Source organism: Streptosporangium lutulentum, assembly GCF_030811455.1.
Taxonomy (GTDB): Bacteria; Actinomycetota; Actinomycetes; order Streptosporangiales; family Streptosporangiaceae; genus Streptosporangium; species Streptosporangium lutulentum.
Window position 1 is genome coordinate 9,185,890 of record NZ_JAUSQU010000001.1, and the last position, 16,114, is coordinate 9,202,003.

Consider the following 16,114-nt stretch of genomic DNA (forward strand, 5'->3'; position numbering starts at 1 on the left):
GCGGCATCCTCAGGGACAAGGCCCTGGAGCGCGGCGGCATCCACCCCCCTCTTCAAGGACATCGACCTGTTCGGCCCCTTCACCGCCGGCAGCGTCGTGCTCACCGAGAGGTTCATCCAGCGGAACCCGGTCACCGTCAAGAAGTTCGTGGGGGCCTTCGCCAAGGCCGTCGAATGGACGCAGACCCACTCCCGCGAGGAGGTCGTCGCCTTCTCGAAAAAGATCATCGAAAAGCGCCGGCGCAACGAGGACTCCACCGCCATCGAGTTCTGGAAGAGCAGCGGGGTGGCCAACAAGGGCGGCGTGATCGACGCCAAGGAGTTCCAGACCTGGATCGACTGGCTGGAGCGCGAGGGCGAGATCGAACCGGGCCAGGTCAAGGCAGAGGACGTCTTCACCAACGAGTACAACCCGTTCGGAGGTACCCGATGAAGATCCAGATCCAGGGGGTCGGCAAGAGGTTCCGCGTCCGCGACACGGACCGGCTGTTCACCGCCCTCGACGACATCACCCTCGACGTACGGTCCGGGGAGTTCCTCACCCTGGTCGGCCCGAGTGGCTGCGGCAAGTCCACCCTCCTCGACCTGCTCGCCGGGCTGGACTCCCCGACCACCGGCCGGATCCTCCTGGACGGGACCCCCGTGAACGGCCCCGGCCTCGACCGGGGGATCGTCTTCCAGCAGTACGCGCTGTTCCCCTGGCGCACGGCGCTGTCCAACATCGAGTTCGGGCTGGAGGCGAAAGCCGTACCGAGGAGGGAGCGCGTCGAGCGGGCCAGGACCTACCTGGACCTCGTGGGCCTGCGCGGATTCGAGAACCGGTATCCGCACGAGCTCTCCGGCGGCATGCGCCAGCGCGTGGCCATCGCCAGAAGCCTGGCGTTCGACCCGGACGTCCTGTTGATGGACGAGCCGTTCGCCGCGCTGGACGCGCAGACCCGCGAGTCGCTCCAGGAGGAGCTGCTGCGAATCTGGGAGAAGACCGGCAAGACAATCGTGTTCATCACCCACGGCATCGACGAGGCCGTCTACCTCGGCCAGCGGGTCGCGGTCATGACCTCCCGTCCCGGACGGATCAAGCGGGTCGTCGAGGTGGAGTTCGACTCCAGGGAGGGCGATCTGCGAGCCGACGCCCGCTTCGGCGAATACCGCCACGAGGTGTGGACGCTGCTCCGCGACGAGGTCGCGGCGGCCAGAGCCGAGGAGGTGGTTCCCGTTGGCTAGCACCCCGACCCGGGCACCCGTCGCGGACGCTCCGGCCGACGCCCCTGTCGCCGCCCCGGCCCGCTTCCCGTTCCCGGTAGGCGCCTCCGATCCGGGCTCCGGCGCGGGCGCCGTCTCGGAGCCGATCCCCGCCGTCCTGCGGGAAGCGGTCGCCGAGGCCTCGGAAGGCTCCCTCGCCGGTCCGGGCGCGGGCCGCCGCCTGCTGCGTGGCTCGGCGCGGATGGCCGGAGCGGTGGGGCGGCGCACGGCCGCGGTGGCCGCGCTCGCCGCGATCTGGGAGCTCCTGCCCCGGCTGGAGGTGGTCGACCCCACCTTCCTGACCCCGCTGTCGGGGGTCCTGGCGGCCTGGTGGGACCTGCTCGTCTCCGGTGAGCTGCTCGACCACACCCAGGCCAGCCTGATCCGGTCCCTGGCGGGACTCGCGCTGGCGATCGTCGTGGCCATTCCCCTCGGCCTGCTGATCGGCTGGTACAGGCCGCTGGCCGACCTGCTCAATCCGATGCTCGAACTGTTCCGCAACACCGCGGCGCTCGCCCTGCTCCCGGTGTTCGTGCTGGTCCTCGGGCTCGGCGAGACCTCCAAGATCTCGATCATCCTGTACGCCTGCGCGTGGCCGATCCTGCTCAACACGATCGCCGGGGTGAAGGGCGTGGATCCGCTGCTGATCAAGTCGGCCAGGTCGATGGGGCTGGCCCCGATCCGGTTGTTCCAGAAGGTGATCCTCCCGGCCGCGGTGCCCACGATCTTCACCGGCATCCGGATGGCCGGCGCCTACTCGATCCTCGTGCTGATCGCCGCCGAGATGGTCGGCGCCAAGGCCGGTCTCGGCTACCTGATCAACTACGCCCAGTTCAACTTCCGGGTGCCCGACATGTACGCGGGGATCCTCACGATCTCCGTCCTCGGACTGCTCTTCAACCAGCTCCTCGTCCGCCTGGAGCGCCGTTTCTCGACGTGGAAGGCATCCTGATGACCACACGGCCCACACGGGAACTGCATCTGAACGCCTTCCTGATGGGAGTCGGGCACCACGAGGCCGCCTGGCGGCACCCGCGCACCGACTCCTCCGGTGTCACCGACGTCCGCCACTACCAGCATCTCGCCCGGGTCGCCGAGCGGGGCAGGCTCGACTCGGTCTTCCTCGCCGACGGGCTGGCCCTGTGGGGCGACGTCAGGCACAACGCACTCGGCGGGCTGGAGCCCCTGACCCTGCTGGCCGCGCTGGCCGCGGTCACCGAGCACATCGGCCTGATCGCGACCGTCTCCACCACCTACAACGAGCCCTTCCACGTGGCCCGCAAGTTCGCCTCGCTGGACCACATCAGCCGCGGCAGGGCCGGCTGGAACATCGTCACCTCCGCGAGCGAGGCCGAGGCGCACAACTTCGGTGTCGAACGCCCCGCCCACAAGGACCGCTACGCCCGCGCCACCGAGTTCCTGGAGGTCGTCACCAAGCTCTGGGACAGCTGGGAGGACGGCGCGATCCTGGGCGACCGCCTCAGCGGGGACTACGCCGACACCGGCAGGATCCACACCCTCGACCACGACGGCCCCCACTTCCGGGTGCGCGGCCCGCTCAACACCTCCCGGCCCCCGCAGGGCCACCCCCTGCTGGTCCAGGCCGGGTCGTCCGAGGACGGCAAGGAGTTCGCCGCCCGCTTCGCCGAGGCCGTCTTCACCGCTCAGCAGACCCTCGCCGACGGCCAGGACTTCTACGCCGACCTCAAGTCCCGTCTCGGCCGGTACGGCAGGCGCGAGGACGAGCTGCTGATCCTCCCAGGCATCTCGCCGATCATCGGCTCCACCGAGCGGGAGGCGCTCCAGCTGGAGAGGGAGCTCGAAGAGCTGATCATCCCCGAGTACGGCGTGCACCAGCTGTCGAACATCCTCGGCGTGGACCTGTCGGACCATCCGCTGGACGCGCGCCTGCCGGAGGTGCCTCCGGCGACCGACGGCCAGCAGAGCAGGGTCAAGCTCGTCACCGATCTCGCCGAGCGCGAGCAGCTGACCCTCCGGCAGCTGATCGGCCGGCTGGCCGGGGGCAGGGGCCACCGCGTGGTCACCGGCACCCCCGAGCAGATCGCCGACCAGATCGAGGAATGGTTCGTCAACGGCGCCGCCGACGGCTTCAACATCATGCCGCCGGTCCTTCCCGGCGGCCTGGAGGACTTCGTCGATCACGTCGTACCCGAGCTACGGCTTCGCGGACTGTTCCGCGCAGACTACGAGGGCCGTACCTTGCGGCAGAACTACGGCCTGGCGCGTCCGGGCTCCCTTTTCGAGCAGAAAGTACCGGTGGCCTCATGAGCATCGTGATCGTGGTGGGAAACCCGCGTCCCGGGTCGCGCACGTACGGGGTGGCCGTTCAGGCCGCGGAGGCCCTCGCCCGCCGAATCGGAGACCGGGCGGCCCCCGAGGTGGTCGACCTGGCGGCCCTGGCGCCGCGGCTGTTCGCCCCGGAGGCGTCGGGGGCGGTGGAGGCCGCACTGGAGCTGGTCGCCGGAGCGGACGTGCTGGTGGTGGCGAGCCCGACGTACAAGGGCACCTACACCGGCCTGCTCAAGGCCTTCCTCGACCGGCTGCCGGGTGGCGCGCTGACGTCGACGGTCGCGCTCCCGCTGCTGGTGATGGGGGACGCGCGGCACGCCCTGGCGGTGGAGGTCCACTTCCGGCCCCTCCTGGTCGAGCTGGGCGCGACGGTTCCCACTCCCGGCCTGGCGCTGCTGGAGTCCGAACTTCCGGAGGTGGAGCCCGTCCTCGGCCGATGGGCCGACAGAGTCGCTCCTCAAGTGATCGCGGCACTCAGAGAAGGTGCTTCTGCGTGATATCGGGAAGAAAAGATGTTGTGAATGGGTTATCGACCCTAAGTGCGATTAGTGCCTTCAGGGAGGACCGAGTGACCGAGCGAAGAGCCTTGGTCATATCAGACGAGCCGTTGAGTGAGGGATCATGACGGAGACCCTGTCCGGCAGGGCGATCGACGCCGAACGCTTCCGGAAGGCACTGGCCGTCCACGCGGCCGGGGTCGTCGTGGTCACCGCACAGTGCGAGGAGGTCCCCGTCGGGCTGACGGCCACCTCGTTCTCCTCGGTCAGCCTCGAGCCCCCTTTGGTCTCCTTCTATGTGAACCAGTCGTCGACCACCTGGCCCTCGCTCCGCCAGGCCGGCCACTTCGCGGTGAACGTCCTGGCCAGTGACCAGGCCGAGCTGGCCTCACGTTTCGCGAAGAAGGGCGTCGACCGTTTCGCCGCCCCCACGGACTGGCATTCCGGCCCCCTGGGCATCCCCCTGCTGAGCGGTGTCTCCGCCCAGCTGATCTGTGCCCCTCACTCCACCGTCGACATAGGCGACCACATCCTGGTCGTCGGCCTCGTCACCGAGACCAACCTCGGCCCCGGTGGTCGCCCGCTCCTCTATCACCAGGGCCGCTTCGGCCGTTTCACCCCTCACGCCTGAGTCCTCGCGGGGGACACCCCGTCATGGGGCGCACCCCCCGCGAGGGCGTGTCACACCGGACCGTGCTCGCGGGTCCGGGCTCACCGGTGCGGCCGAGTCCGAGGTAGTGCGCGATTCGTCCGCGTGCGAACGGTTAGCCGTGACGGCCCCTCTTGTGGTGTCCCCCACCCGCGAATCCGTCCGCGTTGTTGTTGTTGTTCGTGTTGCCGACGCCTCCGTGGCTCGAGTGCCGCCTCGTCATGCAACGGCCCTCGGAGTTGACGCCCTGGACCAGCCTCTCCGAGGTGCTGGAAGCCAGGCCCTGCCCGGGGTTGCCCTGGAAGGTGGCGGTGATCCGAGCCCTGCCGGCGGGGAGGCTCGGATTCAGAACGGCCTGCCCGGACATGTCGAGCGAGGCCGAGCCCAGGACGGTCGAGCCGTTGCTGAAGGAGACCAGACCGGCGGGAGTGGTCCCGCCCGCGGACGTCACCCTCGCGGTGAGGGCGATCGGGCCGGGCCGTCCCGACTCGCACGACGAGGTCAGCCTCGTCGTGGTCGCCACGACAGGCTGGTAATCGAGCGGCACCGGTGCCGAGGCGCTCGCGGTGAGCGGGGTCGCGACGATCGCTCCCATCGCCGTCACGCAGACGAGAGCAGACGCCAGCCGAGAACAAAGGGTGTTTCGCGCGATACGAGGGCGAATGACGCTTGTCATAAGCCGTCCTTTCCTTTGTATTTGTATAGTTAAGGCGCATCGCTAATAATGTGCCACGGCATTTGAGTCTACTAATCGTCGTCCTCTTCATCGTTTTCCGACATGCGCGATTTTCGGGGCCTGTCTTATATCATGATAAATCGAGACATCACTCTGTTTGGCGGCCGAAGATTGCCGCAGACGTGGGGATTCTCCGAAGTTCACCCGAGTGTGCCGAATCGCTGCGCGTGCGGCGGCCGAAGGCGAGCCGGTCGGGTGATTTTTGATCGGGACTGGTTTTCTCGTGACGTTTTCACCGCCTGCGGAACCATGCCTTCAGGTCGGTTGACGGCCGGCTTGATAAAAAGCGGTGTACGAGACCGGTAATCCCCTTGAATGGAGAATTACATGTTAAAAACGGGCAGACCTTTTCGACATGGGTCGCCGAGGAGGGCGGGACGCCTCCGGGAGGGGCCGGAAGCGGACCGTCGGACGGTGCGACCGTCAGGCGATGCGGGCCGTTCCCCGGCCGGTGGCGAGGGGAAGGTCGAGGACCGTGTGGATGCCGGGTGGGGCGGCGCAGACCGCCGCCACGGAGTTGACGGCGTGCGCGGCGGCGCCGGCCAGGCCGTGGGAGATCTCTTCGACGCTGAGCGTCATCTGGGGGACGCCCTCGATGTGGATGCTGAAACCGGGCTCGGACCAGCGATGAACCTTGGTGGCGTCGGCCTTGTAGACGCACTCCACCGTCATGAAGGGACGGCCGCGGACCAGGCCGGTGAACGTCCAGCGGGACGCGCACACGGTGTCGACCCGGACCAGGCCCGCGGCGATCTCGAACTCCTCGGAGGCGAGCTCGAACTCGTCGCTCTCGTCGATCCCGTCGAGGGTCACGTCGAGGTTCTCGGCCACGAACTGGACGCTTTCGGCGAACAGCGAGCGCTGGTAGGCGCGGAACGGGCGGACGGCGGCGGCGTAGTCCTTGGCCGAGCGGGTGAAGCCGAACAGGTCCACCACGACCTGCCGGGACGGGTGGCCCCGGAAGTCGGAGGTCTCCCGGACATAGATGTGGTCGACCCGGCTGGACAGGCCGGTCAGGGCGAGGGGGAGCAGGTCGCTCATGAATCCGGGGTTGATGCCGGTGCCGTGCAGGGACGAGCCGCCGATGCGGCAGGCGGTCTCCAGGCGCTCGATCACACCCGGGCCGTAGCACTTGGGATACACGAATCCGGTCGTGGTGATGACGTTCTTGCCCGCGGCGAGCAGGGTGCAGATCGTCTCCACGTCGATTGAATGACCGCCGCCGAAATACGAGGCGGGCAGTGGCATGTGCAAGACGCAGTCGGCGTCCATGGCGATGATCGCGTCGACGTCGTCGGTGCAGACGATGCCGGCCTCGGGGAGTCCGACGAGCGTCCCCGCGTCCTGGCCGACTTTGTCCGGGTCGTAGACGAGCACCCCGGCCAGGTCGAACTCGGGGCGGGTGATCACGTTGCGCAGGGAGTATCTACCGACGGCGCCCGTGGCCCATTGGACCACACGAAGGGGCGGCGATGAGGGCATGCAGGGCCTCCAGCCCGGGTTTTTGGGCGGGGGCGTACTGAGAGAAAGTGAGGAGTGTCGTCATTGACCCTCGCCCGGTGCGGGGCAAAAACTTTAGCAGAAATTAATACGGTCGGTGACTATCCGCGACGGTCCGACAACATGTGGTTTTCTGCCAATGGCATATGGGGCTCCAGGCGACTATTGTCCAGGAAACAGAACTATATTCTCGTGAGAGGGTGGCGGATGTCGGAGTTGCGGTTTGACGGCAAGGTCGCGGTCATCACCGGAGCCGGGCACGGTCTCGGACGCTCGCACGCGCTGTCGCTGGCCGAGCGCGGCGCCAAAGTGGTCGTCAACGACCTGGGCGGGACACTGGACGGCACGGGCGCCTCCGCCGGGCCGGCCGCCGACGTGGTCGAGCTGATCAGGAAGAACGGCGGCGAGGCGGTCGCCAGCACCGACGACGTCGCGACCCCCGAGGGGGCGAAGGCGATCGTGCAGGCCGCGATCGACGCCTTCGGGCGGCTGGACATCGTCGTCAACAACGCGGGCATCCTGCGTGACAAGTCCTTCGGCAAGATGAGCGTCGAGGCGTTCGACCAGGTCCTCGCCGTCCACGTGCGCGGCTCGTTCCTGGTCAGCCGCGAGGCCTTTCCCCACCTCAAGGAGCAGGGCTACGGCAGGATCGTCAACACCTCCTCGCCCGCGGGCCTGTTCGGCAGCTTCGGCCAGGCCAACTACTCCACGGCCAAGATGGGTCTGGTCGGGCTGACCAAGACACTCGGCATCGAGGGCGCCAGGGCGGGGATCAAGGTCAACGCGATCGCGCCGATCGCCTGGACCCGGATGACCGAGTCGATCCTCCCGGCCGAGTTCGAGGCCAAGTTCACCGCGGAGGCGGTCAGCGCCCTGGTGACGTTCCTGGCGCACGAGTCCTGCGAGACCAGCGGCGAGGTCTTCAGCGTCGGCGCCGGCCGGGTCGCCCGGGTCTTCGTGGCGGAGGGGCCCGGATGGAGCAAGGACGACCACACCGTTGAGGACATCCGGGACAACTGGGAGGCCATCATGGCCGAGCAGCCCTACCTGACCCCGACCACCCTCGGCCAGCAGACGGCCACCTCCATGAAGGCCATGCTCTGACATGAAGGCCGTGCTCTGACGACCTGACGCTTTTCGCGCCCAAGGGCGCCCTCCCGGGTGGGGGCGCCCTTTTTGCTGTCCGAAACCGGTGTTTTCTCCCTGCATGACGATACTTTCGCCACCCCTGACCTGGGTTCGGATGACAACAGCCAATCTTTTGCTTGACCATCGACAGAACCCGTATTTAGTATCCGGAAATAAGGAGGAAATAAGTCGGAAATCGACAAATCTTGCTTATGTCCCCCCCCCCCCCTAGATTTCCCGGCACCTCGGGCCCCGATGGAAGTCGCCCGGCCCGCTCCGCAGGTCTCACCCCCCAGGAGATTCCATGCGTCGCCTGCTCATCGCCCTCATGGCTCCCCTTCTGCTCCTGTTACCCATCGGTTCGGCGAACGCGCAAGCCGTACGGGCAGCGGCGGACTTCCGCGTGCTGCTGTTCACCGAGACCGCCGACTACGTCCACGACTCGATCCCGGCGGGGATCGCGATGGTGCAGGCGCTGGCGTCCGCCAACAACTTCGAGGTCGTCCAGTCCGCCAGCTCGACGGCCTTCACCGACGCGAACCTCGCCACCTTCGACGCGGTGATCATGCTGCAGAACTCCGGCATGGTCTGGGACAACGAGGCCCAGCGCCAGGCCACCCAGAGGTTCGTCAACAACGGCGGCGGGATCGTGGCGGTCCACAACACCACCGACATGAACATCGAGGCCCAGTTCCCCTGGTGGGACCAGCTCATCATGGGCGGCGCGCACATGACCGCGCACTCCAGCATCGTGCAGGGCACCGCCAAGGTCCTCGACCACAAGCACCCCTCCACCGCCGGTCTGCCCGACCGCTGGACGCGCAGCGAGGAGTGGTACAACTTCGACAGGAGCATGCGGGGCGACGTCCACGTCCTGGTCACCGCCGACGAGACCACCTACGACGCCGGGCCCAGCAAGATGGGCGCCGACCACCCGATCTCCTGGTGCCGCTCGGCCGAGGGCGGGCGCGTCTGGGCGACCGGAATGGGTCACCAGATCGCCTCCTACAACGAGACGCTGTTCCGCCAGCACGTGCTCGGCGGCATCAGGTGGGCGGCGGGCAACGCCGAGGGCGACTGCGGCGGCACCGTGTGGAACCGCTTCCAGAAGGTGACGCTCGACAGCGCCCCCGACCAGCCGATGCAGCTCGACGTGGCCGCCAACGGGGACGTCTACTACATCTCCCGCTCCGGCAAGCTCATGCTCATCCGCAAGAACGGCCAGATCGTGGTCACCGGCACGCTGAACGTCTACACCGGCGGCGAAGACGGGCTGATCGGCCTGGTCCTCGACCCGGGCTTCACGACCAACCGCTGGGTCTACCTCAACTACTCCCCGGCCGGATCGGCGGCGGTCAACCAGGTCTCCCGGTTCACCCTGAACGGGGACACCCTCGACCTGGCCAGTGAGAAGAAGCTCCTCACCATCCCCGCGACCAGGACCGACGAGCCGGGGCACACCGGCGGGAACCTCGCCTTCGGACCCGGGGGGAACCTCTACATCGGCGTCGGCGACGACATCAACCCCTTCTCCTCCGACGGCTACGCGCCGATCGACGAGCGTCCGGGACGGGCGAACTTCGACGCCCAGCGCAGCTCGGCCAACACCAACGACCTGCGCGGCAAGATCCTGCGGATCCACCCGGAGAGCGGCGGCACCTACACGATCCCGGCGGGCAACATGTTCGCGCCGGGCACCGCGCTGACCCGCCCGGAGATCTACGCGATGGGCTTCCGCAACCCGTTCCGGTTCGCGGTGGACGCGGAGACCGGCTGGATCTCGATGGCCGACTACGGTCCCGACGCGGGGAGCGCCAACGCCAACCGCGGGCCCGAGGGCACCGTCGAGTGGAACCTGATCAAGTCGCCCGGCTTCTACGGCTGGCCGTACTGCGTCGGCAACAACACGCCGTTCAACGACTACAACTTCGCCACGTCCACCTCGGGGCCGAAGTTCAACTGCGCGGCGCCGGTGAACAACTCGCCCAACAACACCGGCCTGACGAACCTGCCTGCGGTCAAGGCGGCCACCGTCTGGTACACCTACCACCTCACGCCCGAGTGGCCGGAGATGGGCACCACCGGCGGAGCGGCCCCGATGGGCGGGCCGTTCTACCACTACGACGCCGCCAACCCCTCGGAGACGAAGTTCCCCGCCTACTTCGACGACACCCCGTTCTTCTACGAGTGGAGCCGCAACTACCTCGCCGAGATGCGGCTGGACGGCAGCGGCAACGTCCTGAAGACCAACCGGTTCCTGTCCAACCTCGGGTTCAGGTCGCCGATGCACATGAAGTTCGGCCCCGACGGGGCGATGTACCTCATCGAGTGGGGCGCCGGCTACGGCGGCGCCAATCCCGACGACGGCGTCTACCGCATCGACTACGTCAGCGGGTCCCGCACCCCGACCGCCAAGGCGAGCGGCACGCCCACCTCCGGACAGGCCCCGCTCACCGTCCAGTTCTCCTCGGCCGGATCCTCGGACCCCGACGGAGACCCGTTCACCTACGCGTGGGACTTCACCAGCAACGGCTCGACCGACTCCACCGCGGCGAACCCCTCCTTCACCTACACCGCCAACGGCACCTTCACCGCCAGGCTCACGATCACCGACCCTTCGGGCAAGAGCGGCTCGGCGACGGTGCCCATCACGGTCGGCAACACCGCGCCGATCGTGAGGTTCGGCTCGCCGCCCGACGGCGGGGCCATCTCCTTCGGCGACTCGGTCCCCTACACGGTGACCGTCACCGACCCGGAGGACGGCACGATCGACTGTTCCAGGGTCAACGTGATCACGGCGCTCGGACACGACACCCACAGCCACGACACCGGCCAGTTCACCGGCTGTTCGGGAACCGTCGTGACCACGAACTCGGGGCATGACGCCGACGCCAACACCTTCTACGTCCTCACCGCCACCTACACCGACAGAGGCGGTCTGGCCGCGACCGCCAACCTGATCCTGCAGCCCCGGCAGAAGCAGGCCGAGTACTTCACCGGCTCGTCCGGCGTCCGGGTGGTCGACCAGGCCGGCGCGCAGAACGGCAAACGGGTGGGCGACATCTCCAACAACGACTGGATCTCCTTCTCGCCGATGAGCGTCCAGGGGATCACCTCGGTGGCCTACCGGGTGTCCTCGCCCGTCGGGGGCGGCACCATCGAGCTGCGTGCCGACTCGCCGACGGGTCAGCTCCTGTCCACCACGTCCGTGCCGAACACCGGCGGCTGGGACACCTACCAGTCGCTGACCGCCACCCCCGTGGCGGCACTGTCGGGCAGTCACCCGCTGTTCCTGGTGTTCAGGCACCCGACCGCCAACCAGTTCGACCTCGACTCCCTCACCCTGAACGGGCCGGGCGTCGGAGGCGGCGGCGGTTCGAGCGGGCCCGTGGCGAACGCCGTCTACACCCTGACCGCCGCGCACAGCTCCAAGGTGGCCGACGTCGAAGGCCAGTCCACGGCCGACAACGCCAGGGTGCTGCAGTGGGGCGGCAACGGCGGGACCAACCAGCAGTGGAGGGCCGTCGACAGAGGGAACGGCAACTTCTCCCTCTCCTCGGTCCTGAGCGGTAAGTGCATGGACGTGACCGGCGCGTCCACCGCCCCGGGCGCGCTGATCATCCAGTGGGCCTGCGGCACCGGCACGAACCAGCAGTGGAGGTTCGCACCGGCGGCCAACGGCAACTGGAAGATCACTTCCGTCGGCAGCGGCCACTGCCTGGAGGTTCCCGGCGCCTCCACCGCCGACGGTGTCCAGCTCACCCAGGGCACCTGCGGCACCGGCACCAACCAGCAGTGGAGGCTCACCCGCGTGAGCTGAGCGTCACCGAACGGCCCCGGGTACGGCCGGGCGGCTTGAGCACCATCGAGCCGCCCGGCCGTACCGCGTGGTGATGAGCGCCACCGGACCGAGCCCGGTACGGGTTTACTGACTTTTGTAGAAATCTGCAAAAGTCGGCGAATCGCAACTAAAAGTCTCTTCACAAGGCAAGCAGAAGTGGGTTAACTTCTGCTCAGCCAACTCCGAACGCGGAGGTGTTGTGAAGCGGATTACCGCCCGGCCGGAAACCGCCCATCAGGCTGTGCTCCTCCGGATGCTGCGCGAGAGAGCATGGTCACGTGCTGAGCTCGGCGATGTGGTTGATTTGTCGCGTTCCAAGCTCAACCTGGAGATCGACCGGCTGATCGAGCTGAGCCTGGCGGAACAGGCGGGCCTGGCGGCTTCACGCGGCGGGCGCAGGTCCGGCATGGTACGGCTGGCCGCAAGCCTGCGCTTCGCCGGCATCGACATCGGCGCCACCTCGATCGACGTGGCCGTCACCGACGCGGAGCTGAAGATCCTCGGCCACCTGAGCGAGCCGTGCGACGTGCGCGAAGGGCCCGCGGCCGTGCTCGACCAGGCCACGGAGATGGTCGGGAAGCTGCGCGCCCAGGGGTTCTTCGCCCACCTGCACGGGGTCGGAATCGGTGTCCCCGGGCCGGTCAGTTTCCGGGAGGGAATGCCGGTCGCACCACCGCTCATGCCCGGCTGGGACCGTTACCCCGTCAGGGAGATGGTCGGCCAGGAACTCGGCTGCCCCGCGGCGGTCGACAACGACGTCAACATCATGGCGCTGGGCGAGCTTCACGCGGGGCTGGCCAAGCAGGTGGACGACTTCCTGTTCGTCAAGATCGGCACCGGGATCGGCTGCGGGATCGTGGTGGACGGCAAGATCTACCGGGGCGTCTCCGGCAGCGCCGGCGACATCGGCCACATCCGCGTCGACGACCAGGGGCCCACCTGCGCCTGCGGCAACGTCGGCTGCCTTGAGGCCTACTTCGGAGGGGCCGCCCTGGCCAGGGAGGCCGCGTCCGTCGCCGGGCGCTCGCCGTATCTCGGCGAACGGCTCCGGCGGACCGGCACGCTCACCGGAGAGGACGTCGCCGCGGCGGCCGAGATGGGCGACGCCGAGGCGGTGCGGCTGATCCGCGACGGCGGGCGCAGGGTCGGCACGGTGCTCGCCGGGCTCGTCAGCTTCTTCAACCCGGGACTTGTGATCATCGCGGGAGGCGTGGCCAAGCTGGGCCACGTCCTGCTGGCGGAGATCAGAAGCGTCGTCTACCGCCGGTCGCTGCCCCTGGCGACGGGCAACCTCCCCATCGTGCTGTCGGAACTCGGAGCCGACGCCGGTGTGATCGGCGCGGCCCGGCTCAGCAGTGACCACGTTTTCTCGGCTCCATGAACGATCAGCGAGGCCTCATGTCCGATGACACCCCCCTGCTGTTGATGCGGGGGATCGTTAAGCAGTTTCCCGGTGTGCGTGCGCTGGACGGCGTCGATCTGGAGGTGTTGCCCGGTGAGGTGCACTGCCTGCTGGGCCAGAACGGCGCGGGAAAATCCACGCTGATCAAAGTGCTGGCCGGGGCGCATCAACCCGACGAGGGCACGATCACCCTGGGTGGGGAGGCGGTGCGGCTGTCGTCGCCGACCGCGGCGATCAAGCTGGGGATCTCCACCATCTACCAGGAGCTGGACCTGGTCGACGGGCTGAGCGTGGCCGAGAACATCTTCTTGGGCCATGAGATGGCCCGGCTGGGATTCGTCAGCCGCGGCGAGGCCAACCGGGCGGCGCGCGGGTTGCTGGAGCGGCTGGGGCACGGGGAGATCCGGCCGAACACCGAGGTGGGCCGGCTGTCGCCGGCGGCCAAGCAGGTGGTGAGCATGGCGCGGGCGTTGTCGCATGACACCCGGTTGATCATCATGGATGAGCCGTCGGCGGCGTTGGCGCATGACGAGGTGGGCAACCTGTTTCGGATCATCCGGGAGTTGACCGCGCAGCAGGTGGCGGTGGTGTACATCTCGCATCGGCTGGAGGAGATCCGCGAGATCGGGGATCGGGTGACGGTGCTCAAGGACGGGCGGACCGCGGCGGTGGGGTTGCCGGCCAAGACGACGCCGACCGCGCAGGTGGTGGCGTTGATGACCGGCCGCAATGTGGAGTATGTGTTTCCGCCGCGCCGCCCCGCCCCCGCCGCGGGGACGGAGGAGAGCACCGGTGGGGGTGAGCCGGTGTTGCGGGTGCGGGACTTGACGGTGCCGGGGGTGTTCGCCGGGGTGTCGTTTGAGGTGGCGGCCGGGGAGATCGTGGGGTTGGCCGGGTTGGTCGGGTCGGGCCGCTCGGAGATCATCGAGGCGATTTACGGGGCGCGCCGGTTTTCCGGGTCGGTGGTGTTGGAGGGGCGGCCGGTGGGCCGGGGCGGTACGTCTGGGGCGGTGCGCCGGGGGATGGGGTTGGCGCCGGAGGAGCGTAAGGCGCAGGCGTTGCTGCTGGATCAGAGTGTGACGCGCAATATCAGCCTGGCGAGTTTGGGCCGGTATTCGCGGTGGGGGTGGATGGATCGGCGGGCGGAGGCGGCCGAGGCGGCGGAGTTGGTGGCGGCGTTGGATATCCGCCCGGCGGATCCGGAGCGGCCGATCAAGACGTTGTCGGGGGGTAATCAGCAAAAGGCGGTGCTGGCGCGGTGGTTGGTCAACGGGCGGCGGTTGTTGTTGCTGGATGAGCCGACGCGGGGGGTGGATGTCGGGGCGCGGGCGGAGTTGTATGCGGTGGTGCGGCGGTTGGCCGATACGGGGGTGGGGGTGTTGCTGGTCTCCAGTGAGGTGCCGGAGGTGTTGGGGTTGGCCGATCGGGTGTTGGTGATCCGGGAGGGTCGGGTCATTCATCGGGCGGCGGCGGCGGAGCTGGACGAACATCGGGTACTCGACATGATCATGGAGGGGAGTGCGCTGTGAGCGACTCCAGGAACACCACCCCGGCCGGCGGCCCGGTGGACTCGGCGGGCGAGACGGGAAGCCCGGGGAGCCCGGTGGGTACGGTCACCGCCGGTGACCCGGGTAGGGGGTCGGCGCAGGTGCGGCGCTCCCCGGTGGCGCTTGGGCCGTTGGCTCGGCTGGGGGAGGCCCGTCATCTCGGGCTGGTGGTGGCGTTGGTGCTGCTGGCGGTGGTCGGGTTGGTCACCGTCCCGGACACCTTTGCCACCACCTCGAATCTGGTGAGCATTCTGTCGCTGGCCGCGACCATCGGGGTGATCACGGTCGGGGCGACGTTCGTGATCATCGGTGGGGGGATCGACCTGTCGGTCGGGGCGCTGATGGCGTTGGCGTCGGTGTGGGCCACCACGCTGGCCACCCAGGCGTACGGGCCGGCGGTGATGATCGTGTGTGCGGTGGCGGTGGGCACCGGGGCCGGGCTGGTCAATGGGTTCTTGATCGCTTATGGGCGGATGGTGCCGTTCATCGCGACGCTGGCGATGTTGGTGGCCGCGCGTGGGTTGGCGCAGCGGATGTCGGATCGGCGCACCCAGCTGGTGCAGCAGGGCAATGAGCTGATTGTGGATTTGTCGACCAGCCGGGTGTTCGGGGTGCCGGTGCTGGTTTACATTTTCGCGGTGGTGGTCGCGGTGGGCTGGGTGGTGCTCAATCGGACCACGTTCGGCCGGCGCACGTATGCGGTGGGGGGTAATCCGGAGGCGGCGCGGTTGGCGGGGATCGATGTGCGCCGGCACACCATGTTGTTGTATGCGCTGTCGGGGTTGTGTTGTGGGATCGCGGCTGTGTTGATCATGGCGCGGACCACGACGGGGTCGTCGACGCATGGGGATTTGTATGAGTTGGATGCGATCGCGGCGGTGATTATCGGCGGGACGTTGCTGACCGGGGGCCGGGGGTCGATCATCGGGTCGATCCTGGGTCTGTTGATCTTCACGGTGATCACGAATTTGTTCATTCTGAACGGGTTGAACACCAGTGATCAGTTGATCGCGAAGGGTTTGATCATTGTGGTGGCGGTGCTGCTGCAGCGGCGCAGCCTGGAATCACGAACCTAGACGTCCCCTCTTGCCACGAGGGTTCCGCCGACCGGCCCATGGTGGGCCTCGTCGATCCGCGAGTACGGCGCCGTCGTCCGGCGCCGGGCCCGAGGTCGCGAGGATCGACACCGGCTCGGGCGGCGGGGTCCGGCGAGAGGGAGGGCGCATTCTCCCGGCGGCCGGTCAGGGGTTCGCGGGAGTCGTC

At 68.1% G+C, this 16,114-nt stretch carries 13 protein-coding genes; 11 read left to right on the forward strand and 2 right to left on the reverse strand.

Annotated features, from left to right (window positions below):
- Positions 1-96 precede the first annotated feature (96 nt).
- From J2853_RS41485 to J2853_RS41510, 6 genes are all read left to right on the forward strand, one after another.
- Positions 97-432: a substrate-binding domain-containing protein gene (locus J2853_RS41485; RefSeq protein ID WP_307569059.1), complete on the forward strand. Its 336-nt coding sequence runs from the start codon at positions 97-99 to the stop codon at positions 430-432.
- Positions 429-1,223, forward strand: a complete 795-nt coding sequence (locus tag J2853_RS41490; protein WP_307568993.1) for an ABC transporter ATP-binding protein — start codon at positions 429-431, stop codon at positions 1,221-1,223. Before J2853_RS41485 ends, J2853_RS41490 begins: the two co-directional genes overlap by 4 nt.
- Positions 1,216-2,193, forward strand: coding sequence for an ABC transporter permease (locus J2853_RS41495; protein WP_307566976.1), 978 nt, complete (start codon positions 1,216-1,218; stop codon positions 2,191-2,193). The genes J2853_RS41490 and J2853_RS41495 overlap by 8 nt, the downstream gene beginning before the upstream one ends.
- A complete protein-coding gene (locus tag J2853_RS41500; protein WP_307566977.1) occupies positions 2,193-3,530 on the forward strand; it encodes an LLM class flavin-dependent oxidoreductase in 1,338 nt (445 codons plus the stop codon). The genes J2853_RS41495 and J2853_RS41500 overlap by 1 nt, the downstream gene beginning before the upstream one ends.
- Entirely contained in the window at positions 3,527-4,048 is a 522-nt protein-coding gene (locus J2853_RS41505) for an NADPH-dependent FMN reductase (RefSeq protein WP_307566978.1), read from the forward strand. The genes J2853_RS41500 and J2853_RS41505 overlap by 4 nt, the downstream gene beginning before the upstream one ends.
- Before the next feature lie 124 nt (positions 4,049-4,172).
- Positions 4,173-4,679: a flavin reductase family protein gene (locus tag J2853_RS41510; RefSeq protein WP_307566979.1), complete on the forward strand. Its 507-nt coding sequence runs from the start codon at positions 4,173-4,175 to the stop codon at positions 4,677-4,679.
- 133 nt (positions 4,680-4,812) lie between these two features.
- Here the strand turns inward: J2853_RS41510 and J2853_RS41515 are convergent, their stop codons facing one another.
- Positions 4,813-5,292, reverse strand: coding sequence for an Ig-like domain-containing protein (locus J2853_RS41515; RefSeq protein ID WP_307568995.1), 480 nt, complete (start codon positions 5,290-5,292; stop codon positions 4,813-4,815).
- A gap of 564 nt (positions 5,293-5,856) precedes the next feature.
- Positions 5,857-6,915 (reverse strand): NAD(P)H-dependent amine dehydrogenase family protein, encoded by a 1,059-nt coding sequence (locus J2853_RS41520; RefSeq protein ID WP_307566981.1) that lies wholly within the window; start codon positions 6,913-6,915, stop codon positions 5,857-5,859.
- Between the two features lie 225 nt (positions 6,916-7,140).
- Between J2853_RS41520 and J2853_RS41525 the strand changes: the two genes are divergently transcribed.
- The 5 genes from J2853_RS41525 to J2853_RS41545 all read left to right on the forward strand — a co-directional run bounded on the left by J2853_RS41525 (position 7,141) and on the right by J2853_RS41545 (position 15,927).
- Complete coding sequence (locus tag J2853_RS41525; RefSeq protein WP_370879557.1) at positions 7,141-8,037, forward strand: SDR family oxidoreductase; 897 nt, start codon at positions 7,141-7,143, stop codon at positions 8,035-8,037.
- 328 nt (positions 8,038-8,365) lie between these two features.
- Positions 8,366-11,881: a ThuA domain-containing protein gene (locus J2853_RS41530; protein ID WP_307566985.1), complete on the forward strand. Its 3,516-nt coding sequence runs from the start codon at positions 8,366-8,368 to the stop codon at positions 11,879-11,881.
- Positions 11,882-12,197: 316 nt separating this feature from the next.
- Entirely contained in the window at positions 12,198-13,283 is a 1,086-nt protein-coding gene (locus J2853_RS41535; RefSeq protein ID WP_307566988.1) for an ROK family protein, read from the forward strand.
- Positions 13,280-14,833 (forward strand): sugar ABC transporter ATP-binding protein, encoded by a 1,554-nt coding sequence (locus J2853_RS41540; RefSeq protein WP_307566990.1) that lies wholly within the window; start codon positions 13,280-13,282, stop codon positions 14,831-14,833. Before J2853_RS41535 ends, J2853_RS41540 begins: the two co-directional genes overlap by 4 nt.
- Complete coding sequence (locus tag J2853_RS41545) at positions 14,830-15,927, forward strand: ABC transporter permease (RefSeq protein ID WP_307566992.1); 1,098 nt, start codon at positions 14,830-14,832, stop codon at positions 15,925-15,927. Before J2853_RS41540 ends, J2853_RS41545 begins: the two co-directional genes overlap by 4 nt.
- The last annotated feature ends 187 nt before the right edge of the window (positions 15,928-16,114 follow it).